Origin of the sequence: Enterobacter cloacae complex sp. P12RS (assembly GCF_014895875.1) — a bacterium.
Taxonomy (GTDB): Bacteria; Pseudomonadota; Gammaproteobacteria; order Enterobacterales; family Enterobacteriaceae; genus Enterobacter; species Enterobacter bugandensis.
Window position 1 is genome coordinate 1 of record NZ_JADBQO010000009.1, and the last position, 19,170, is coordinate 19,170.

Here is a 19,170-nt window from a genome sequence, read left to right on the forward strand (position 1 = left end):
AAGATAACTTAAATAACACTTTAAGTTAGTTAACCACAAGGATTGTAAATGGTTAGCTTTAATCTATAGTTATCATCAATATGTTAACAACAGACTCACGGCAAACAGGATGACACATGGCAAATCTTTATGACCTTAAAAAATTCGACCTTAATTTACTGGTCATTTTTGAGTGTATCTATCAACATCTTAGCATCAGCAAGGCCGCTGAAACGCTTTACATTACCCCTTCAGCCGTCAGTCAGTCTTTGCAACGCCTACGTGGCCAGCTTAACGATCCGCTGTTTATCCGTTCTGGCAAAGGGATCACCCCCACGACCGTCGGGACTAACCTGCACCTGCATCTTGAGCAAAACCTCAATCAGATTGAGCAGACCATCAACCTGATGCACCACACCGACATCAAGAAAAATTTTGTCATTTATTGTTCTCAGATGGTGACGCCAGGCTATCTTCTCGACCCCATTCAACTGTTAATGTCTCAAGAAAATTGTGAGGTAGAACAACGCGATATGCTTGTCTCTGCGGAATCAGCAGAGGATTTACTGGCCTACCGTAAAGCCGATCTCATTTTTACCGTTGCGCCCGTGAATAATCGCTCCGTTGTCTGCTCGCATTTCACCACCATTCCCACCGTGATGATCTGCCGCGAAGACCATCCGAGAATTGGTACAGAAGTCTCCGCCGAGCAGTTATACAATGAGAAATTCACGATGTATCAAAGCACGAATACGGGCGTGAAGGAGTATCAGGTTCGAGCCAACGAAGCGTTCCCGGAGAGAAACATCGCGTTCCGTTCGGACTCTCTCAGTTCGCTCCTCTCTATGATCAGCATGTCTGATTTAGTCGGCTATATTCCTCTTTCCATTTTTGAAACCTATAAACACGCTTTAAAATTAAAGTCCGTAGCCGCGCCCTTCAAATTGCCCGAAGCGCAAATCTATATGGTCTACAACCGCGCGTCGTTAAACAGCAGTGTATTCGCCAGCTTTATTGAAAAATTGCATAAGTTGGCTCAATAGAATGGACGCGTCATCGCGAAGGTATTTCCAGCAAGAATAGAGTGAAGGCGTAAAATAATTAGTTGAGAATGAAAACATATAATAACATGATGGCAGTTTAATAGCATTAACGGTATTCCATACGCAGGATGCGACTCATCATGTCTATCTATAAATACCCTCTTCAGGAAAACGTTCTGGAGGCTGCTTCAGAACGCATAAACTGGACGCTGCAAAATTTTACCCGCGTGTGCGTCTCTTTTTCTGGCGGAAAAGATTCAACGGTGATGCTTCATCTTGCTGCGCAACGGGCGCGGCAGCTGAACAGAAAAATAGATGTCCTTTTTCTGGACTGGGAAGCACAGTTCTCCTGCACCATTGAGCATATTGAGAACATGAGGACCCAATATCGTGACGTCATCAATCAGTTCTGGTGGGTGGCGCTGCCGATCACCACGCAAAATGCCCTCTCTCAGTACCAGCCGGAATGGCAGTGCTGGGAACCCGGCATAAGCTGGGTCAGACAGCCTCCGCCTGATGCCATCACCAGTACGTGTTATTTTGATTTTTATCAGCAGGGGATGACCTTCGAGGCCTTCGTCAGGGACTTTGCCGAATGGTATGCGCGAAGGCGCCCCGCCGCAGTGATGGTGGGCATCCGCGCCGACGAATCCTATAACCGCTTCCTGGCAATCGCCTGCGCACGCAAGCAGCGCTTTTCCGACGACAAACCCTGGACGACCGTCGCGCCCGGCGGTCATGCCTGGTATATCTATCCTCTCTACGACTGGAAAACCGCCGACATCTGGACCTGGTTTGCCAAAACGGGCTGCGCCTATAACCCCCTCTACAATCTGATGTACCAGGCCGGCGTGCCACCGCGCTACATGCGCATCTGTGAACCCTTTGGCCCGGAGCAGCGACAGGGCTTATGGCTCTATCATGTCGTTGAACCTGAACGCTGGGCCGCCATGTGCGCACGCGTCAGCGGCGTGCGCAGCGGCGGAATTTACGCGGGGCATGACAACCACTTCTACGGTCACAGAAAGATCCTCAAGCCCGACCACCTCAGTTGGCAAGAGTACGCCATGCTGCTCCTCGACAGCATGCCGCAACAGACGGCTGAACATTATCGCAATAAAGTCGCGGTGTACCTGCACTGGTATCAGAAGCGCGGGATGTCCGATCTTCCCGATACGCAGGAGGGTGATATCGGCTCAAAGGATATCCCGTCCTGGCGGCGAATATGCAAGGTTCTGCTCAACAACGATTACTGGTGTCGGGCCCTCTCCTTTAGCCCGAACAAACCAAAGCACTATCAGCGCTATAGCGAACGGATGAAATCAAAACGCAATGAGTGGGGGATCTTATGCAGCAACGACTGATTACCGAACTGGAAACCTATTTGCAGACGCTCACCGACGAGCAACGTATAGATGCCATCAATGCTTTTCGCCAGGCCATGCATCATCTCAGCCCGTTCAGCGACCAGCCCGTCGACTGCGTGCTGTGGATAAAGCAGGACGCTATCGTTGCCAACGACTACAACCCGAATAACGTGGCGCCGCCCGAAAAGCGTCTGCTGAGTCAATCGCTCGAACTCGACGGGTTTACGCAGCCCATCGTGGTGACGGAAAGCGAGCCGGCGCATTACGAAATTGTCGACGGCTTCCATCGTCACGAAATCGGTAAAAGCAGGGCCGCGCTGAAGCGCCAGCTTCGGGGCTATTTGCCCGTCACCTGCCTGCGCAAAGATCGCCAGCAAAAGCTTGACCGGATGGCCGCCACCATCCGCCACAACCGTGCGCGGGGACGCCACCAGATCAACGCCATGTCCGACATCGTCCGGGAGCTGGCCCAGCTTGGCTGGAATGATGAGAAAATCGGTAAGGAACTGGGGATGGACAGCGACGAGGTGCTGCGCCTGAAGCAGATCAACGGCCTGCTGGAACTGTTTGCAGACCGTCGCTATTCCGAAGCCTGGACGGTGAAATAGTCAGAGCGTCGCCAGACGCTCTGCCGCCGCCAGCAGCGTCGATTCCTGCTTCGCAAAGCACAGGCGAATCAGCTTATGCGGGAAGGGATCGGCGCAGAACACCGACAGCGGAATAGCCGCCACGCCCACCTCCTCCGTCAGCCACCGGCAAAAGCTGACGTCGTCCAGATCGGAAATCGCACTGTAGTCCGCCAGCAGGAAGTAGGTCCCTTCACACGGCAGAATTTCCAGACGGCTTTTGCTCAGCGCATTTACAAACAGATCCCGACGCGCGCGGTAAAAATCCGGCAGCTCGCGATAATGCTGCGGTTCGCTGCGCAGCATGTCCGCCAGCGCCAGCTGGGCAGGCGTGTTGACCGCAAAGGTCAGGTACTGATGCACCTTGCGCAGCTCCGCGCTGATGGCCGCCGGGGCCACGCAGTACCCTACCTTCCAGCCGGTCATATGGTAGGTCTTGCCAAATGACGACACCGCAACCGCGCGCTCGCGAAGCTGCGGATGGGCCAGCACGCTGGCGTGCCCTTCCTCCGCAAAGCAGATGTGCTCGTAGACTTCATCGCTCAGGACGTAAATTTCCCGCTCGGCGATAGCCTGCCACAGCGCGGCAAAATCGGCCTTTTGCCACACCGTCGCCGACGGGTTGTGCGGGGTATTCAGGATCACCAGGCGCGTTTTATCACTCAGCAGCGCGGCGAACGCCTGCCAGTCCGGGCGGAAATGCGGCGGCTGGAGCGCCACGCGCTTCACCACGCCACCGGAGAGTTCAACCGCAGGCGCATAGCTGTCGTAGCTTGGGTCAAAGCAGATGACTTCATCCCCCGCGCGCACCAGCGCGGTGATGGCCGCATACAGCGCTTCGGTCGCCCCTGCCGTCACCGTGATATCGCTGTTCGCATCGGGGTGATAGCCATACAGCGCCGCCGTTTTGTCGGCAATGGCCTCCCGCAGCGCCTGCACGCCGGTCATCGGCGCATACTGATTCGCACCCTGCGCCACGTGGTGCGCCAGACGTTCCTGCAAATATTTCGGACCATCGAAATCGGGGAACCCCTGCGAGAGGTTAATGGCATTGTGCTGCTGCGCCAGGGCGCTCATCTGCGTAAAGATGGTGGTACCGAGATTAGGAAGTTTACTCTGCGGGATCAATGCGTTATTGCTCATGTTGTCGTGCCTGCTTGTAATACTTATGTTGCTGCCACTATAACACGATGTTAGTCTTTGGCAATCAAGACGCTTAGACGTCTAAACCATATCAATATTCCTGGCCGAGGGGTAAAAGGAAATGACAGACAACCTGCTGCTCACACACCTGGTCGACGCCTGCCGCTGGATAGGCGCCAAAGGCTGGGCACCCGCCACCGGCGGTAATATGTCGGTGCGTCAGGACGAGCACCTCTGCTGGCTCAGCGAATCCGGCAAGGACAAAGGCAGCCTGACCACCGACGATTTTCTACAGGTGGAGATCGCCACCAACCGGGCGCCGTCCGGTCGAAAACCGTCGGCGGAGACCGAGCTACACACCCTTATCTATCGCCTGTTCCCGGAGGCTAACGCTGTCCTGCACGTTCATACCGTTAACGCCACGGTGCTGTCGCGTCTGGTCAAAGAAGCCGAACTGAATATCAGCGGTTTCGAGATGCAGAAATCGCTTACCGGGCAGACTACCCATCTGGATACCGTCGCCATCCCGGTGTTTGATAACGACCAGGACATCGACGCCCTCGCCTCGCGCATCGCTCATTACGCCCAGGAGCGTCCGCTTAATTATGGTTTTCTTCTGCGCGGCCATGGCTTAACCTGCTGGGGACGCGACGTGGCCGAAGCCCGCCGTCATCTGGAAGGTTTAGAATTCTTATTTGAATGCGAAATGCGTTTACGACAACTGGAGAGAGTATGATTCGCGCGATTGTGACGGATATTGAAGGAACCACCAGCGATATTCGTTTTGTCCATGATGTTTTGTTCCCCTACGCGCGTGAGCGGCTGGCGGCCTTCGTGACCGCCCAGCAGTACGCCGAGCCGGTCAAATCGATTCTGGACAACCTGCGCGATGAAATCAGCGATCCGCATGCCGGCGTCGGCGATCTCATCAACGTGCTGTTTAGCTTTATGGATGAAGACCGCAAATCGACGGCGCTCAAAGCCCTGCAAGGCATCATCTGGCAGGAGGGCTACATCAACGGTGACTTTACCGGCCATCTCTACCCTGACGTTCTGCCCGCGCTGGAAAAATGGAAGGCGCAAGGGATTGATCTCTATGTTTATTCCTCTGGCTCCGTTGCTGCGCAGAAACTGTTATTTGGCTACAGCGACGAAGGTGATATTACTCATCTGTTCAGCGGCTATTTTGATACCCACATCGGCGCCAAGCGCGAGGTGCAGTCTTACAAGAACATAGCGGCACACACGGGCATCGCCCCGTCGCAGATCCTGTTCCTGTCGGATATTCACCAGGAGCTGGACGCGGCTGAACAGGCGGGTTTTCGCACCCTGCAACTGATTCGCGGTGAAGATGACGGCGCGAGCCATCACCATCAAATCCACCAGTTTGACGAGATTAATCCGGAGCAGATCCCTTCATGAGCGCATTGACCATTTATTCCGATAAAGACGCCAGACAGCACCAGTGGCACAGCACCGACGCCGCCGAGATCGCTCAACAGCTGAACGCTAAGGGCGTGCGCTTTGAGCGCTGGGCGGCAGACCGTGATTTAGGGCAGGATCCTGCGCCCGAAGCCGTGATCGAAGCGTATCAACATGCGATCGACAAGCTGGTGGCAGAGAAAGGCTATCAGAGCTGGGATGTCATCAGCCTGCGCGCCGACAATCCGCAGAAAGAGGCGCTGCGCGCGAAGTTCCTGAACGAACACACCCACGGCGAGGACGAAGTACGCTTTTTCGTGGAAGGTGCCGGGCTGTTCTGCCTGCACATTGGCGATGAGGTCTATCAGGTGCTGTGCGAGAAAAACGACCTGATTTCCGTGCCGGCGGGCACGCCGCACTGGTTTGATATGGGTTCAGAGCCGAACTTTACCGCCATTCGTATTTTCGACAATCCGGAAGGCTGGGTGGCGCAGTTTACGGGCGATGCAATCGCGGATGCGTATCCACGCCTGGCCTGATCTTTTCTCCCTCTCCCACAGGGAGAGGGTCGGGGTGAGGGCACCAGCGCGCACTAAGCGTTAAGCCCTTTCACATACTTCACCAGCTGATCCAGCACTATCCCCCACCCTTCGTGGAAGCCCATCTGTTCATGCTGCTCGCGGATTTCCTTCGTCGGATGGCGCGCAATCGCCGTATAGCGGGTTTTCCCCTCCCCGACGTCTTCCAGCAACAAAATTGCCGTCATAAACGGCTTCTCGGCCGGTTTCCAGCCTTCGGTATAGCCGTCGGTAAACACCAGCTTTTTCCCCGGGTCGATTTCCAGGAAGACACCCCGGTTATCCATCCGCTGCCCGTCCACCTCAAACACGGTGTTGAACCGCCCGCCCACGCGCAGGTCGAGGTCACATTCGGTCACCTTGTGCGGAGCAGGAATGAAGAAGTTTTTGATGTAGTCCGGCGTGGTCCAGCAGAGCCAGAGCAGGTCGCGCGGTGCGTCCACCACGCGCTCCAGTTTTAAGTCTGTTTCAGGATCGAGCGTCACAATGTTGTCCTCTCAGGGAACCCCCTTAAAGGATAGCCGGACTCAGGCAAATTTCCCTTCCGCCACCTCATCCGGCGTGACCACACCCGTATCCAGCACCCAGCCGCTAATCAGCGAGGCGGGCGTGACGTCGAATGCCGGATTATAGACCTGCGCGTCTTCCGGCGCCCACTGCACCGCGCCAAAGCTTCCGGCAACGCCCGTCACTTCGCTGGCGGCGCGCTGCTCGATGGGGATCGCATCCCCGTTCGGGCAGGCCGGGTCAAGGGTCGTTTGTGGGGCGGCGACGTAGAACGGAATGCCGTGGAATTTCGCCAGCACCGCCAGCGAATAAGTGCCGATCTTGTTCGCCACATCACCGTTGGCGGCGATGCGATCGGCCCCTACCCACACGGCGTCCACCTGCCCTTTCGCCATCAGGCTGGCGGCCATGGAGTCGGTAATCAACTGATACGGCACCCCCAGCTCGCCCAGCTCCCATGCGGTCAGCCTGCCGCCCTGCAACAGCGGACGGGTTTCATCCACCCAGACGCTGCTGACGTTGCCTTCCTGATGCGCGCGGGCAATCACGCCCAGCGCCGTACCGACGCCCGCGGTTGCCAGCCCGCCGGTGTTGCAGTGGGTCAGCAGACGGCTGCCGGGCTTCACCAGCGCGCTGCCCGCTTTTGCAATCGCGTCGCAAAGCCGTTTATCTTCCTCAATCAGGCGCAGCGCCTCAGCCACCAGCGCCGGAACGAAATCCTCTTCCCACAGCGCAAGCTTCATGCGGTCGAGGTTGTTCATCAGGTTTACCGCCGTCGGGCGGGATGCGCGAAGCGTTTCCAGCGCCACCGCCAGCTCATCGCGGCTTTTGCCGTTTTCCGCCAGCAGCGCCAGCAGCAGGCTTGCAGAGAGACCAATCAACGGCGCGCCACGCACGCGCAGAGCGTGGATATGCCCAACCAGCGCCTCCACCGTTGAGGCATCCAGCCAGCGTTTCTCCTGCGGAAGCGCCTGCTGGTCGAGAATAAAGAGCTGATTATCCGCCACCCGCAGGCTGGTCGTCTGTAATGTCTGCATGTCGTTAATTCCCTGTTGCGTTGTTGTAGCACATTGTGTCAGGATGAAATCCAGATGTATAGACGTCTACATGTCTTAATTAGTTAACTCGTGAGGAGCAGGCCATGTCGCAATACCGTACCTTTACCGCTCAGGACGCCGTGGAGTATGCCAGGCAGTTTGGTGGGCTTGACGATCCGTCATCGCTGGTAGAGGCGCAGGAAGTGGGCGACGGCAACCTCAATCTGGTTTTTAAAATTTACGACAGCGCGGGCGTGAGCCGCATCATCGTCAAACAGGCGCTGCCCTACGTGCGCTGCGTCGGCGAGTCCTGGCCGCTGACGCTGGATCGCGCCCGCCTCGAGGCGCAAACCCTGGTCGAGCATTACCAGCACAGCCCGCAGCACACCGTGAAAATCCACCACTTTGATCCGGAACTGGCGGTGATGGTGATGGAAGATCTCTCCAGCCATCGCATCTGGCGCGGCGAGCTGATCAACAACATTTACTACCCGCAGGCGGCGCGCCAGCTGGGTGAATACCTCGCGCACGCGCTGTTCCACACCAGCGATTTCTATCTGCACCCGCACGCGAAAAAAGCGCAGGTGGCGAAATTCATCAACCCGGAGATGTGTGAGATCACCGAAGATCTGTTCTTCAACGATCCGTACCAGGTTCATGAGCGCAATAACTACCCTGCCGAGCTGGAAAATGACGTCGCCGCCCTGCGCGACGACGCCCCGCTAAAAATTGCCGTGGCCTCCCTGAAGCACCGCTTCTTCTCGCATGCCGAAGCGCTGCTGCACGGGGATATCCACAGCGGCTCGATTTTTGTGGCCGACGGCAGCCTGAAGGCCATCGACGCCGAGTTCGGCTATTTCGGGCCGATTGGCTTTGACGTCGGCACCGCTATCGGCAACCTGCTGCTCAACTTCTGCGGCCTGCCGGGCCATCTGGGCATTCGCGATGCCGCCGCCGCGCGCGAGCAGCGCCTGACCGATATTCAGGAGCTGTGGAACACCTTCGCGGAACGCTTCCAGGCGCTGGTAAACGAGAAAGCCCGCGACACCGCGCTCAGCGCGCCAGGCTATGCCTCCGCGTTCCTGAAAAAAGTCTGGCATGACGCCATCGGGTTCTGCGGCACCGAACTCATTCGCCGCAGCGTCGGGCTTTCCCACGTCGCGGATATCGACAGCATCCAGGACGAGGCGATGCGCCACGAATGCCTGCGCCACGCGATCGCGCTCGGCAAAGCGCTGATTCTGATTGCCGACCGCATCGACAGCGCGGAAGATCTGGTGGCGCGGGTGCGGCAATACAGTTGATTTTCTCCCTCTCCCTGTCGGAGAGGGCATCAAACCGCACTTACCCCAGATACTCAATCACCGACAGCCCGGCGTTATAGTCCGTGCTGTAGATAATTCCCTGCGCATCCACAAACACGTCACAGGACTGGATCACCTGCGGGCGATTCGGCCGCGTGTCCATCATCCTCTCCGGTGCCGCGGGCACCAGCGCGCCCGTCTCCACCGGGCGATACGGATTAGAAATGTCATATGCGCGCACGCCCGCGTTCTGATACGTCGCGAAAATCAGCGTTGAGCTGACAAAGCTCCCCGGCCGGTTCTCGTGCAGGTTGTGCGGGCCGAAATGCGCCCCTTTTGCCACGTAGTCGGTTTCATTCGGCTGCGGGAAGGTCGAGATGCTCACCGGGTTCGACGGCTCGCGAATATCAAACAGCCAGATCAGCTTCTCGCCGTCTTCCTGGTTATCCAGCACCGATTCGTCCAGCACCACCAGCAGTTCACGGTCCGGCAGCGGCAGGGCGGTGTGCGTGCCGCCGCCAAACGGCGGACTCCAGTTACGGTGGCTAATAAGCTTAGGCTGGGTACGATCCTTCACGTCAAGCAGCGTTAAGCCGCCGTCGCGCCAGCTGCCGTACGCCGTATCGCCGGCAATAATCGCGTGGTGGAGCGCGTAGCGTTTCCCTTCCGGCCAGTTCGGCTGTTCGCCTTCGGCCTGGTTCATGCCCGGCAGCCACCAGCGCCCTGCCACCTCAGGCTTACGCGGGTCGGCCAGGTCGATCGTCAGAAAGATGTAGTCGGTAAAACCGTCGATCAGCGCCGACACGTACGCCCAGCGGCCACCCACGTACCAGATGCGGTGAATGCCGATGCCGCTCAGCGAGAGAAAGCCAATTTCGCGCGGCGCATCCGGCGTGGAGATATCAAAAACGCGAAGCCCGGCGCTCCAGCCCCTGTCCTGAACGTCGCTGACGGTCTCTCCTACCTGACGGGTGTAGTAGACCTTCTCGTCGGCGAAGCGGGCATCGGCAAACAGATCCCGGGCGTTGATCACCAGCAGCAGGTCGTCATGCGCCTGGAGGTGCACGTTCCAGGTGCCCGGCGGCGCAGGCACATAGCCCGCGGGTTTCGGGTTTTTCGGGTCGCGCACGTCTACTATCGAAAAGCCCTGCGACACCATATGGCCGATATAGGCGAAACCGCGGTGCACCATCAGCTGCACGCCGTCCGGGCGACCGCCCTGATCGCTATGGCCGATCAGCCGCATATTGCGGCTGTATTCTGGCGTGGGGAGGATGCTCATTTATTTTTCGCTTCCAGCGTCGCAAACCACGGGGCGATAAAATCTTCCGTCTGGCCCCAGCCCGGAATGATTTTGCCCAGCGACGCTACGTTCACCGCCCCCGGCTGCGCGGTCAGCAGCGCCTGCGGGATCGCAGCGGCTTTGAAGTCGTAGGTGGCAGGCGTGGCTTCCCCGGCAATCTTGTTGGCGATCAGGCGCACGTTAGTCGCGCCAATAAGCTTCGGATCCACCGCCACGCTCACTGCCCACGGGCTACCCGGCTCGCGCATCAGCTGTAAATCCTGGTTGGAGATATCAATGCTATAGAGCTTGATCTCGGTGCGTCCATTCTCCTTCAGCGCTTTATACGCCCCCTGGCTGAAGGCATCCCAGGTGCCCCAGATGGCGTCGATTTTGCCTTTCGGGTATTTCGCCAGGATCGCACCCACCTTGTTGGCGGTGTCGCCCTGCACGTCAGAAGAGACCGCGCCGATGGACTCCAGCTCTTTAATCTCCGGGTACTGCTTTTGCAATTCTTTATAGGCTGCCTGACGGCGCTCCATCGGCGGGAAGCCCGCTACCCACAGCTTGACGATATTCGCCTTGCCGTTGAAATCTTTCGCCAGTTGGCCGAAGGAGAGATTCGTCAGGGAGGCGTCGTCCTGCTGAGTGACGGTCACGCCCGGGATCTCGCCGTTTACGGCGGTATCAAATACGGCGACCTTGATCCCGGCATCCACCGCCTTCTTCACCAGCGCGGTGGAGTACGGATCGCGGCCCTGCGACAGGATGATCCCGTCATATTTCTGGCTGATGGCCTGGTTAACGAAGTCCTGGAATTTGGCGTCATCCCCGTTGCTCAAAAAGGTGCTGACCTTAAAGCCGAGCTTTTTCCCTTCCTGAATGGCCCCGGCAACAAACTGCGTGGTGTTGTCGTCCGAGCCGAGGTTACGGATCACCGCGATGCGGATCGGTCCGTCGTGGTTCGCAATGGCGGCCGGAACCGGCGCGGGCGTGGCCGCAAATCCCGGCAGAGAAGTGAGTAACCCCAGTGCGACCAAAGAGAGCGCAATCTTTTTCATTTTTTATCCCGTTGTGTTGTCAGCGTTTTTGTATGTAGGTAATCGCCAGCGCTACCGCGAGCACCAGCCCTTTTATTATGTCCATGGCGTAATACGGCACGGAGAGCATCACCAGCCCGTTCGACAGCACGCCGAGAATCACCGCCCCGACCAGCGTCCCCAGCGCATTCGGCTTGCCGGATCCGGCCAGCGAGAAGCCGATCCACGCCGCGGCCACCGCATCCATCAGATAGCCGCCGCCCGCATTGACCTGCGACGACCCGATGCGGGAGGCCAGCAGAATGCCGCCCAGCCCCGCCAGCAGCGAGGCAATCACGTAGGCCGCCACCTTGTAGCGCGTGGTGCGAATGCCCGAGAGGCGCGCCGCTTCCGGGTTGCCGCCAATGGCGTACATCCGGCGTCCGTGAGTGGTCAGCGACAGCCCCAGCTGCGCCAGAAGGGTCACCGCCAGCATGATGATGACGATGGTCGGCACCTGCCCCAGCAGGCTGAACGCCGCCGGAATGGTCCCTTCCGCCATGTCGCCGCTCGGCAGCACCATGTTCTCGGTAATCGACCCGCCGTAGCTGTAGGTCATTGCCACGCCCTGGATGACAAACAGGCTGGCGAGCGTCGCGAGCATGTCCGGAATACGCAGGATGACGATCAGGAAAGCGTTAAACAGGCCGACCAGCGTGCAGAGCGCGAGAGTGATTACAATCGACTCGGTGGTGCCGAAGCCGTGCCAGACGAAAAGCGAAATCACCAGCGCGTTCGCCAGCGACGCCGTGGAGCCCACGGAGAGATCGAACCCGCCGACGGTCAATGAAATCGACACGCCAACGGCAATCACCGTCACGATGGCAATCGAGCGCAGAATATTGATGATGTTGTTCGGATCGAGGAAGCTGTCCGACGCCATGCCAAAGACGGCCACCAGCGCGACGACGGTGAGCAGCATGCCCCATTTATAGAGAAAATCAAAAAGTTGCTGACGGCCAGACGCCGCCGCGGTCACTGAAAGGGCCTTGCTCACGACGCCGTTCCTCCGGTTGAATAATAAAGTAGTGTCTCTTCACGGGCCTCAGCCCCGGCGATTTCCGCCACGATGCGCCCGTCCCACAGGACGCAGATGCGGTCGCACAGTCCCACCAGCTCGGCAAACTCACCGGAGGCGTAAATCACCCCTTTGCCCTCGCGAGCCAGGCCGTCAATCAGCTGGAACAGATCGGTTTTGGCCTTCACGTCCACGCCTTTGGTCGGCTCGTCGAAGATCAGCACGCTGGCGTCATTACGCAGCCACTTGCCGATGGCTACCTTCTGCTGGTTACCGCCGGAGAGACGTCGCAAAACCTGTCCGGGACCGCGGGCGCGAACGCCGACGCGGGCAATGACCTCTTCCGCCCAGCGCCACGCCTGACGATGACCAAACAGGCTCCAGCGCGAAAAGCTGTTATCGGCGCACACGGCAAGGTTCATGCTTACCGGCTCGTCGATAAAAATGCCCTCCTTGCGCCGCTCCTCCGGCACCAGCGCCAGGCCGCGCAGCACCGAGTCTGCCGGATCGCGCGGCTGCCAGGATTGATGATTCAGCTCACCGCGCGCCACGCGGCTTTTGGTGGCGCCAAACAGCGCCTTACAGAGTTCGGTTTTCCCCGCCCCCGCCAGCCCGGCAATGCCGAGGATTTCGCCTTTGCGCAGGTGCAGGGAGATATCCTTCAGCAGCGCGTCGTCGTGCAGGCCTTCCACTCGCAGCAGCGTTTCGTCGCCGTGCGGCGGTCGCGCGGGCGGGTAGATATCGCTCAGCACGTGGCCGAGCATCTTCTCAACAATCTCTTCACCGCTGAGATCGGCCATCGGGCCGGACTCAATCAGCTTGCCGTCGCGCAGCACCGTCAGGGTGTCGCAGATAGCTTTTAGCTCGTGAATGCGGTGGGAGATAAACACCACGCCGATGCCCTGCTGTTGCAGACGTCTTACCACCGCAAACAGACGCTCGCTCTCGTGCGCGTCCAGCGGCGCGGTGGGCTCGTCAAGAATCAAAAAACGGCAGTGGTGGGACAAAGCGCGTGCCAGCAAAATCTGCTGCTTTTCGGCCAGCGAACAGCCGTCGATGGAGCGGCGAACGTCCAGCGTAACGTCGAGCTGCGCCAGCGCCTGCCGCGCCTGCTGACGAACGGTGCGCCAGCGGTAGCGGTGCCCAGGCTGCGCTAACTGGTCGAGCATGATGTTCTCCGCAATGCTCAGCCCGGGGATCAGCGCCACGTCCACCTCCTGCTGCACGAGGTGGATGCCCAGCCGTTTGGCGTCCAGCGGCTCGCGAATGTTTACCGGCTGGTTGTTAATGGAGATTTCGCCCTCATAGTGGTCGTGCGTCCCGCACAGCACCGCCATCAGCGTTGATTTCCCCGCACCGTTGGCGCCCGTCAGCGCATGCACCGACCCGCCGTTCAGCGTGAAGTCCACGCGCGTCAGCGCCTGAAAGCAGGAAAAGGCCAGGCTGATACCGCGCATTTCAAGACGACTGGAAACCATCCGCGTAAATCCTTCATAACTCTTCTGATTTATCGAATTTTTCACAGCTCCGGTTGACTGACAACGACGGAAAAGGCATAAGATAAAGCGAAATATTATTAGCCATCCGGATGTCCAGACATAACATCGGGTTAGCGCTTGCGAAAAAAGGACAACACCATGAGCAACACCGACATCCGCGTCGTGCCCGGCCCGGCGAACTACTTCTCCCATTCCGGAAGCCTTGCGCATCTGAATGACTTCTTTACCCCGGATCAGCTTTCCCGCGCGGTGTGGATTTACGGCGAGCGCGCAATAGAGGGCGCTCGCCCGTTCCTGCCGGAGAGCTTTAACGCGCCGGGGGCGAAGCACCTGCTGTTTAAAGGCCACTGCAGCGAGCGCGACGTCACCCGGCTGGTGAACGAATCCGGCAGCGATGCCAGCGTGGTGATTGGCGTGGGCGGCGGCGCGGTGATGGACACCGTCAAGGCCGTGGCGCGCCGCTTAGGCGTTCCGTTCGTGGGCATTCCCACCATCGCCGCCACCTGCGCAGCGTGGACGCCGCTCTCCGTCTGGTACAACGATGCCGGTCAGGCGCTACATTTTGAGATTTTTGACGACGCTAACTTTCTGGTGCTGGTGGAGCCGCGGATCATTCTGAACGCCCCGGCGGAATATTTGCTGGCGGGCATCGGCGATACGCTGGCGAAGTGGTACGAAGCGGCGGTTCTCGCCCCACAGCCGGAAAACCTGCCGCTGACCGTGCGCCTTGGCCTTAACGGCGCGCTGGCGATCCGCGACGTGCTGCTGGAACACAGTGAGCAAGCGCTTGCCGACCAGCAGCGCGGCGAGCTAACGCAGGCGTTTAGGGACGTGGTGGACGCCATTATTGCCGGCGGCGGGATGGTCGGCGGCCTGGGCGAACGCTACACCCGCGTGGCGGCGGCGCACGCGGTGCACAACGGCTTGACCGTGCTGCCGCAGACGGAAAAATACCTGCACGGCACCAAGGTGGCCTACGGCATTCTGGTGCAGAGCGCCCTGCTCGGCCAGGACGACGTGCTGGCGCAGCTGGTGGCGGCATACCGGCGCTTTAACCTGCCGACCACGCTTCGCGAGCTGGACGTCGACATCAATAACCGCGACGATCTCGACAAGGTCATCGCCCACACTCTGCGCCCGGTGGAGTCGATTCACTATCTGCCGGTGACGTTAACGCCTGAGGTTCTGCGCGCTGCGTTTGAGAAAGTAGAATCCTTCCGCCGTTAATTGCGCCGACGGGCTATACCTAATGATGGTTCTCACCACTCTCGTAACGAGGTCATCATGCAGATCGATTTAACAGGTAAAAAGGCGCTGGTTACCGGAGCCAGCCGCGGGCTGGGTCGTGCGATTGCCCTGTCGCTGGCGCGCGCCGGTGCCGATGTGGTCATCACCTATGAAAAATCCGCCGATAAAGCCCAGGCGGTCGCCGATGAAATTAAGGCGCTGGGGCGGCACGGCGAGGCCATTCAGGCCGACAGCGCTAGCGCGCAGGCGATTCAGGATGCCGTCACCCATGCGGCACGCTCTCTCGGCGGGCTGGATATCCTGGTCAATAACGCCGGTATCGCGCGCGGCGGCCCGCTGGAGTCCATGACGCTGGCGGACATCGACGCCCTCATCAACGTCAACATCCGCGGCGTGGTGATCGCTATTCAGGAAGCGCTGGTACACATGTCCGACGGCGGGCGCATCATCAACATCGGCAGCTGTCTGGCGAACCGCGTGGCACAGCCGGGGATTGCCGTCTACTCAATGACCAAATCTGCACTGAACTCCCTCACCCGCGGTCTGGCCCGCGATCTTGGCCCGCGCGGCATTACCGTTAACCTGGTGCACCCCGGCCCGACCAACAGCGATATGAACCCGGAGGACGGTGAACAGGCTGACTCACAGCGTCAGCTTATTGCCCTGGGCCATTACGGCCAGCCGGAAGACGTCGCGGCGGCGGTCACCTTCCTCGCCAGCCCGGCAGCCGGGCAGATCTCAGGCACCGGTCTGGACGTGGACGGCGGTTTGAACGCCTGATCGCATTTTTCCTGCAAGCCTCTGTCGCCCGGCAGAGGCCTTTTCGAGCCGCCTCGACGGTTTGCGTTTTGCCTCTTACCGGCGCTTTTTTTCCGCTCTACAGTACCCCATAAGAAATTCGGAATTTATCTAATAGTCTTATTATTTCCTTATATTTTGTGTGGGCGTACAGTGGAGGTACGGATGAAGATTGTCTGGTCTAATGGTGCAAAAAAGGCTTTTTCTAGAATTGACGAGCGGTATCAACGCCGCATTGAGGTAAAGCTTGCCGAACTGGATGACCGCTCGGCACCCCGACCCGATATCAAAAAAATATCGGCGAAAGAAAATCATTTCCGGCTACGCGTTGGCGATTACCGCATCCTGATTACACTTCGGGACAATCCCAATACCCATTGTTATGTTTTAGCCGTCAAACGCAGAACATCAACGACTTACCTTCACGAGGAGAACGCTCCCTATGGCTGTTCAGCTAATTAAGGACGATAACGGAAAAACGCAGTACGTAGTTATTCCCTATGATGAATACTTTCGCATGTGCTTACAGATGGCGGAGATCGACGACGAAACCGACGACGATCTGGAGGATATTGAAGTCGAACACGATTGCTATGATGACGTGGAATTGCCCGGAGACGTGTGCAGCATCATGACCTGGCAGAACGTCAGCCTGCAGGCCGCATGGCGCATTCTGCGCGGCATGTCACAGCAGGAGGTGGCGGAAAAACTCGGCATCAGCCAGTCCGCCGTATCACAGCTTGAAGCGCTGGACTCCCGTCCGCAAAAGCGCACCCGCGAAAAGCTGGCGGCAATTTATGGCTGCAAGCAGGAGCAAATCAGCCTCTATTTACCGAAAGAGGGTTAACAGCACTTCGCCCCGCCCTTGCCGCCGTAACGGGCGTCCTGGCGGTCGCGGAAAAACTCTTCGTAGGTCATCGGCGTCTGGTCCGGGTGGTTGACGCGCATATGCTCGACGTAGTTATCGTAATCCGGCACGCCAATCATCATTTTGGCGGCCTGGCCCAGGTACTTACCTGCTTTAGAGAGGGTGTCGAACATCATTCTGGTCTCACTGGAAATGTAGGCCGGGTAAGCGCTAGCGCCACCCGGCACACAGGTTAATGCGCCCCTTTCGCCTGGGTCACAATCTCGTCCAGGTTTTCAGGCATCGGCTCATACGGCGTCTCTTTCGCCGTCGGCGTGTCGACCTTCAGCGCCGCCAGCGCGGTTTTCAGAGAATACAACGCCAGCACCACAACCACCACCATAAAGAAGATGGTCAGTCCGGCATCCAGACGGTTGTTGAATACCAGCTGAGACAGCTGTGACTCGGTGTACTGCGCCGGGATCTTGCCGCTGTCGATCATCGCCTGGAACTTGTTGGCGATCGCCAGGAAGCCCACCTTATTGTCCGGACTGAAGGCTTTTTGCCAGCCCGCCGTCAGGGTACAGATTAGCAGCCAGGCGGTTGGCACCAGCGCCACCCACGCGTAACGCTGGCGCTTCATCTTGAACAGCACCACCGCGCAGAGCATCAGCGCCATGCCCGCCAGCATCTGGTTGGCGATACCGAACAGCGGCCACAAGGTGTTGATCCCGCCCAGCGGATCGACCACGCCCTGATGCAGGAAGTAGCCCCACGCCAGCACGCACAGCGCCGTCGCCAGCAGGTTAGCCGGGAGCGAATCGGTCCGCTTCAGGTTCGGGGAGATCACCCCCAGCAGATCCTGCAGCATAAAGCGCGCCGCACGGGTTCCCGCATCCACCGCCGTCAAAATAAACAGCGCCTCGAACAGGATGGCGAAGTGATACCAGAACGACACGTCCATCAGCCCGCCCAGCGCGCCGTGCAGGATGTAGGCCATGCCCACCGCCAGCGTCGGCGCCCCGCCCGCGCGGGAGATAATTGACTGCTCGCCCACCTCATTAGCGATATGCGTCAGCGTTTCCGGGGTAATGGCAAAGCCCCAGCCGCTCACCACCTGCGCGGCAGAGGCGACCACGTCAACGGTGCCGGCCGGGGCCAGTACCGCCATCGGGCTGTTCATCGCGAAGTAAACGCCCGGGTCGATAATGCAGGCGGAGACCAGCGCCATAATTGCCACGAAGGACTCCATCAGCATGCCGCCGTAGCCAATCAGGCAGGCCTGATTTTCATTCGCCAGCATCTTCGGCGTGGTACCGGAGGCAATCAGCGCGTGGAAGCCCGACACCGCACCGCAGGCGATGGTAATAAACAGGAACGGGAACAGGTTACCAGTCCAGACCGGGCCGGTACCGTCGATGAATTTGGTCAGCGCAGGCATGGTCAGGGTCGGGCGCATAATCAGAATGCCGATGGCCAGCCCGACAATGGTGCCGATTTTCAGGAAGGTTGAGAGATAATCGCGCGGGGCCAGCAGCAGCCACACCGGCAGCACCGCCGCCACAAAGCCGTAGCCCACCAGCATCCAGGTCAGCTGCACGCCGGTAAAGTCGAAGAATGGTGCCCAGGTCGGGCTTTCCGCCACCCAGCCGCCGGAGATAATCGCAAATACCAGGAACACCAGGCCAATGACAGAGACTTCACCAATGCGCCCCGGGCGCAGGTAGCGAATGTAAATCCCCATAAACAGCGCCAGCGGAATGGTAAAGGCGACCGTGTAGGTTCCCCACGGGCTGTGGGTCAGCGCTTTCACCACGATCATCGCCAGCACCGCGAGGATGATCACCATGATCATAAAGGTCGCCACCAGCGCAATCACCCCGGCGGTTGCCCCCATCTCCTCTTTCACCAGCTCACCCAGAGAACGGCCGTCGCGACGGGTGGAGACGAACAGCACCATAAAGTCCTGCACCGCGCCCGCCAGCACCACCCCCGCGAGGATCCAGATCATCCCCGGCAGGTAGCCCATCTGCGCCGCAAGCACCGGCCCCACCAGCGGGCCTGCTCCGGCAATCGCCGCGAAATGGTGACCGAACAGCACTTTTTTGTCGGTCGGCACGTAGTCCAGCCCGTCGTTGTGGCGCACGGCAGGCGTCATGCGTGTGCCGTCTACGCCCAGTACCGTCTTTGCGATATAGCGGCCATAAAAACGGTACGCAATGAGATAAATGCAGACGGAGGCGACGACGATCCAGAGCGCATTGATCTGCTCCCCCCGGTTGAGGGCGATATAGCCCAGGGCAAAGGCTCCCACAACGGAGAGCACCGCCCACGTAAGGTATTTCCCTGAGTTGTTCATAGTTGTTGTCCGTTGTTGTGAAACAGTGAGATGT

Annotated in this window: 20 protein-coding genes; 11 read left to right on the top strand and 9 right to left on the bottom strand. The window is 58.9% G+C overall.

The features are described 5' to 3' along the window. The first annotated feature begins 116 nt into the window (after positions 1 to 116). The 3 genes from IM284_RS06650 to IM284_RS06660 all read left to right on the top strand — a co-directional run bounded on the left by IM284_RS06650 (position 117) and on the right by IM284_RS06660 (position 2,997). On the top strand, positions 117 to 1,022 hold the full coding sequence (locus IM284_RS06650) for a LysR substrate-binding domain-containing protein (protein WP_049138709.1): 906 nt from the start codon (positions 117 to 119) through the stop codon (positions 1,020 to 1,022). Positions 1,023 to 1,162: 140 nt separating this feature from the next. Further along, positions 1,163 to 2,386 (top strand): phosphoadenosine phosphosulfate reductase, encoded by a 1,224-nt coding sequence (locus IM284_RS06655; RefSeq protein WP_047367717.1) that lies wholly within the window; start codon positions 1,163 to 1,165, stop codon positions 2,384 to 2,386. Next, the gene (locus tag IM284_RS06660) at positions 2,371 to 2,997 is read left to right on the top strand and encodes a ParB/RepB/Spo0J family partition protein (protein ID WP_028012316.1); all 627 of its coding nucleotides are present in this window, start codon (positions 2,371 to 2,373) and stop codon (positions 2,995 to 2,997) included. The genes IM284_RS06655 and IM284_RS06660 overlap by 16 nt, the downstream gene beginning before the upstream one ends. Here the strand turns inward: IM284_RS06660 and IM284_RS06665 are convergent, their stop codons facing one another. Beyond that, on the bottom strand, positions 2,998 to 4,158 hold the full coding sequence (locus tag IM284_RS06665; RefSeq protein ID WP_047367716.1) for a pyridoxal phosphate-dependent aminotransferase: 1,161 nt from the start codon (positions 4,156 to 4,158) through the stop codon (positions 2,998 to 3,000). Positions 4,159 to 4,279: 121 nt separating this feature from the next. On the opposite strand from IM284_RS06665, the gene IM284_RS06670 reads away from it, so the two are divergent. Genes IM284_RS06670 through IM284_RS06680 form a run of 3 tightly spaced genes read left to right on the top strand, consistent with a single transcriptional unit; the run spans position 4,280 to position 6,119 of the window. Continuing rightward, entirely contained in the window at positions 4,280 to 4,894 is a 615-nt protein-coding gene (locus IM284_RS06670) for a methylthioribulose 1-phosphate dehydratase (RefSeq protein ID WP_047367715.1), read from the top strand. Further along, complete coding sequence (gene mtnC / locus IM284_RS06675) at positions 4,891 to 5,580, top strand: acireductone synthase (protein ID WP_047367714.1); 690 nt, start codon at positions 4,891 to 4,893, stop codon at positions 5,578 to 5,580. Before IM284_RS06670 ends, mtnC begins: the two co-directional genes overlap by 4 nt. Next, a complete protein-coding gene (locus IM284_RS06680; RefSeq protein WP_047367713.1) occupies positions 5,577 to 6,119 on the top strand; it encodes an acireductone dioxygenase in 543 nt (180 codons plus the stop codon). The genes mtnC and IM284_RS06680 overlap by 4 nt, the downstream gene beginning before the upstream one ends. 53 nt (positions 6,120 to 6,172) lie before the next feature. On the opposite strand, the gene IM284_RS06685 is transcribed toward IM284_RS06680, so the two are convergent. Together IM284_RS06685 and mtnA are read right to left on the bottom strand one after the other, a co-directional pair. Further along, positions 6,173 to 6,643, bottom strand: coding sequence for an SRPBCC family protein (locus tag IM284_RS06685; RefSeq protein ID WP_047367712.1), 471 nt, complete (start codon positions 6,641 to 6,643; stop codon positions 6,173 to 6,175). Between the two features lie 42 nt (positions 6,644 to 6,685). Then, positions 6,686 to 7,702 carry an S-methyl-5-thioribose-1-phosphate isomerase gene (gene mtnA, locus IM284_RS06690; protein ID WP_047367711.1) on the bottom strand — a complete coding sequence of 339 codons (1,017 nt, stop codon included), beginning with the start codon at positions 7,700 to 7,702 and terminating at the stop codon, positions 6,686 to 6,688. Between the two features lie 104 nt (positions 7,703 to 7,806). Here mtnA and mtnK point away from each other — a divergent pair, with 104 nt between their 5' ends. Continuing rightward, positions 7,807 to 9,006 (top strand): S-methyl-5-thioribose kinase, encoded by a 1,200-nt coding sequence (gene mtnK / locus IM284_RS06695; RefSeq protein ID WP_047367710.1) that lies wholly within the window; start codon positions 7,807 to 7,809, stop codon positions 9,004 to 9,006. A gap of 40 nt (positions 9,007 to 9,046) precedes the next feature. On the opposite strand, the gene IM284_RS06700 is transcribed toward mtnK, so the two are convergent. The 4 genes from IM284_RS06700 to IM284_RS06715 are packed head-to-tail and all read right to left on the bottom strand — an operon-like array spanning position 9,047 to position 13,863. Then, positions 9,047 to 10,288: an LVIVD repeat-containing protein gene (locus IM284_RS06700; protein WP_047367709.1), complete on the bottom strand. Its 1,242-nt coding sequence runs from the start codon at positions 10,286 to 10,288 to the stop codon at positions 9,047 to 9,049. Beyond that, complete coding sequence (locus tag IM284_RS06705) at positions 10,285 to 11,349, bottom strand: sugar ABC transporter substrate-binding protein (RefSeq protein ID WP_047363695.1); 1,065 nt, start codon at positions 11,347 to 11,349, stop codon at positions 10,285 to 10,287. The genes IM284_RS06700 and IM284_RS06705 overlap by 4 nt, the downstream gene beginning before the upstream one ends. Before the next feature lie 19 nt (positions 11,350 to 11,368). After that, the gene (locus tag IM284_RS06710; RefSeq protein WP_047367708.1) at positions 11,369 to 12,364 is read right to left on the bottom strand and encodes an ABC transporter permease; all 996 of its coding nucleotides are present in this window, start codon (positions 12,362 to 12,364) and stop codon (positions 11,369 to 11,371) included. Then, positions 12,361 to 13,863, bottom strand: coding sequence for a sugar ABC transporter ATP-binding protein (locus tag IM284_RS06715; RefSeq protein ID WP_047367707.1), 1,503 nt, complete (start codon positions 13,861 to 13,863; stop codon positions 12,361 to 12,363). Before IM284_RS06715 ends, IM284_RS06710 begins: the two co-directional genes overlap by 4 nt. A gap of 159 nt (positions 13,864 to 14,022) precedes the next feature. Between IM284_RS06715 and IM284_RS06720 the strand changes: the two genes are divergently transcribed. The 4 genes from IM284_RS06720 (at position 14,023) to IM284_RS06735 (ending at position 16,777) form a co-directional block, all read left to right on the top strand. Further along, positions 14,023 to 15,111, top strand: a complete 1,089-nt coding sequence (locus tag IM284_RS06720) for an oxidoreductase (protein WP_047367706.1) — start codon at positions 14,023 to 14,025, stop codon at positions 15,109 to 15,111. A 57-nt stretch (positions 15,112 to 15,168) separates the two neighbouring features. Continuing rightward, on the top strand, positions 15,169 to 15,912 hold the full coding sequence (locus IM284_RS06725) for an SDR family NAD(P)-dependent oxidoreductase (protein ID WP_028012303.1): 744 nt from the start codon (positions 15,169 to 15,171) through the stop codon (positions 15,910 to 15,912). 183 nt (positions 15,913 to 16,095) lie between these two features. Next, a complete protein-coding gene (locus IM284_RS06730; RefSeq protein ID WP_048338850.1) occupies positions 16,096 to 16,392 on the top strand; it encodes a type II toxin-antitoxin system RelE/ParE family toxin in 297 nt (98 codons plus the stop codon). After that, a complete protein-coding gene (locus IM284_RS06735; protein ID WP_047367705.1) occupies positions 16,373 to 16,777 on the top strand; it encodes a helix-turn-helix domain-containing protein in 405 nt (134 codons plus the stop codon). Before IM284_RS06730 ends, IM284_RS06735 begins: the two co-directional genes overlap by 20 nt. On the opposite strand, the gene IM284_RS06740 is transcribed toward IM284_RS06735, so the two are convergent. Next, the gene (locus IM284_RS06740) at positions 16,774 to 16,971 is read right to left on the bottom strand and encodes a YbdD/YjiX family protein (RefSeq protein WP_006809671.1); all 198 of its coding nucleotides are present in this window, start codon (positions 16,969 to 16,971) and stop codon (positions 16,774 to 16,776) included. The two genes, IM284_RS06735 and IM284_RS06740, sit on opposite strands and share 4 nt — an antisense overlap. Before the next feature lie 59 nt (positions 16,972 to 17,030). Further along, complete coding sequence (gene cstA, locus IM284_RS06745) at positions 17,031 to 19,136, bottom strand: pyruvate/proton symporter CstA (protein WP_017694336.1); 2,106 nt, start codon at positions 19,134 to 19,136, stop codon at positions 17,031 to 17,033. Positions 19,137 to 19,170: the final 34 nt, after the last annotated feature.

What these genes read in the sequence shown, in the direction of transcription:
- IM284_RS06650 (WP_049138709.1), top strand. Translation starts at nt 117, where the DNA reads ATGGCAAATCTTTATGACCTTAAAAAATTCGACCTTAATTTACTGGTC.
- IM284_RS06655 (WP_047367717.1), top strand. Translation starts at nt 1,163, where the DNA reads ATGTCTATCTATAAATACCCTCTTCAGGAAAACGTTCTGGAGGCTGCT.
- IM284_RS06660 (WP_028012316.1), top strand. Translation starts at nt 2,371, where the DNA reads ATGCAGCAACGACTGATTACCGAACTGGAAACCTATTTGCAGACGCTC.
- IM284_RS06665 (WP_047367716.1), bottom strand. Translation starts at nt 4,158, where the DNA reads ATGAGCAATAACGCATTGATCCCGCAGAGTAAACTTCCTAATCTCGGT.
- IM284_RS06670 (WP_047367715.1), top strand. Translation starts at nt 4,280, where the DNA reads ATGACAGACAACCTGCTGCTCACACACCTGGTCGACGCCTGCCGCTGG.
- mtnC (WP_047367714.1), top strand. Translation starts at nt 4,891, where the DNA reads ATGATTCGCGCGATTGTGACGGATATTGAAGGAACCACCAGCGATATT.
- IM284_RS06680 (WP_047367713.1), top strand. Translation starts at nt 5,577, where the DNA reads ATGAGCGCATTGACCATTTATTCCGATAAAGACGCCAGACAGCACCAG.
- mtnA (WP_047367711.1), bottom strand. Translation starts at nt 7,702, where the DNA reads ATGCAGACATTACAGACGACCAGCCTGCGGGTGGCGGATAATCAGCTC.
- mtnK (WP_047367710.1), top strand. Translation starts at nt 7,807, where the DNA reads ATGTCGCAATACCGTACCTTTACCGCTCAGGACGCCGTGGAGTATGCC.
- IM284_RS06700 (WP_047367709.1), bottom strand. Translation starts at nt 10,288, where the DNA reads ATGAGCATCCTCCCCACGCCAGAATACAGCCGCAATATGCGGCTGATC.
- IM284_RS06705 (WP_047363695.1), bottom strand. Translation starts at nt 11,349, where the DNA reads ATGAAAAAGATTGCGCTCTCTTTGGTCGCACTGGGGTTACTCACTTCT.
- IM284_RS06715 (WP_047367707.1), bottom strand. Translation starts at nt 13,863, where the DNA reads ATGGTTTCCAGTCGTCTTGAAATGCGCGGTATCAGCCTGGCCTTTTCC.
- IM284_RS06720 (WP_047367706.1), top strand. Translation starts at nt 14,023, where the DNA reads ATGAGCAACACCGACATCCGCGTCGTGCCCGGCCCGGCGAACTACTTC.
- IM284_RS06725 (WP_028012303.1), top strand. Translation starts at nt 15,169, where the DNA reads ATGCAGATCGATTTAACAGGTAAAAAGGCGCTGGTTACCGGAGCCAGC.
- IM284_RS06730 (WP_048338850.1), top strand. Translation starts at nt 16,096, where the DNA reads ATGAAGATTGTCTGGTCTAATGGTGCAAAAAAGGCTTTTTCTAGAATT.
- IM284_RS06735 (WP_047367705.1), top strand. Translation starts at nt 16,373, where the DNA reads ATGGCTGTTCAGCTAATTAAGGACGATAACGGAAAAACGCAGTACGTA.
- IM284_RS06740 (WP_006809671.1), bottom strand. Translation starts at nt 16,971, where the DNA reads ATGTTCGACACCCTCTCTAAAGCAGGTAAGTACCTGGGCCAGGCCGCC.
- cstA (WP_017694336.1), bottom strand. Translation starts at nt 19,136, where the DNA reads ATGAACAACTCAGGGAAATACCTTACGTGGGCGGTGCTCTCCGTTGTG.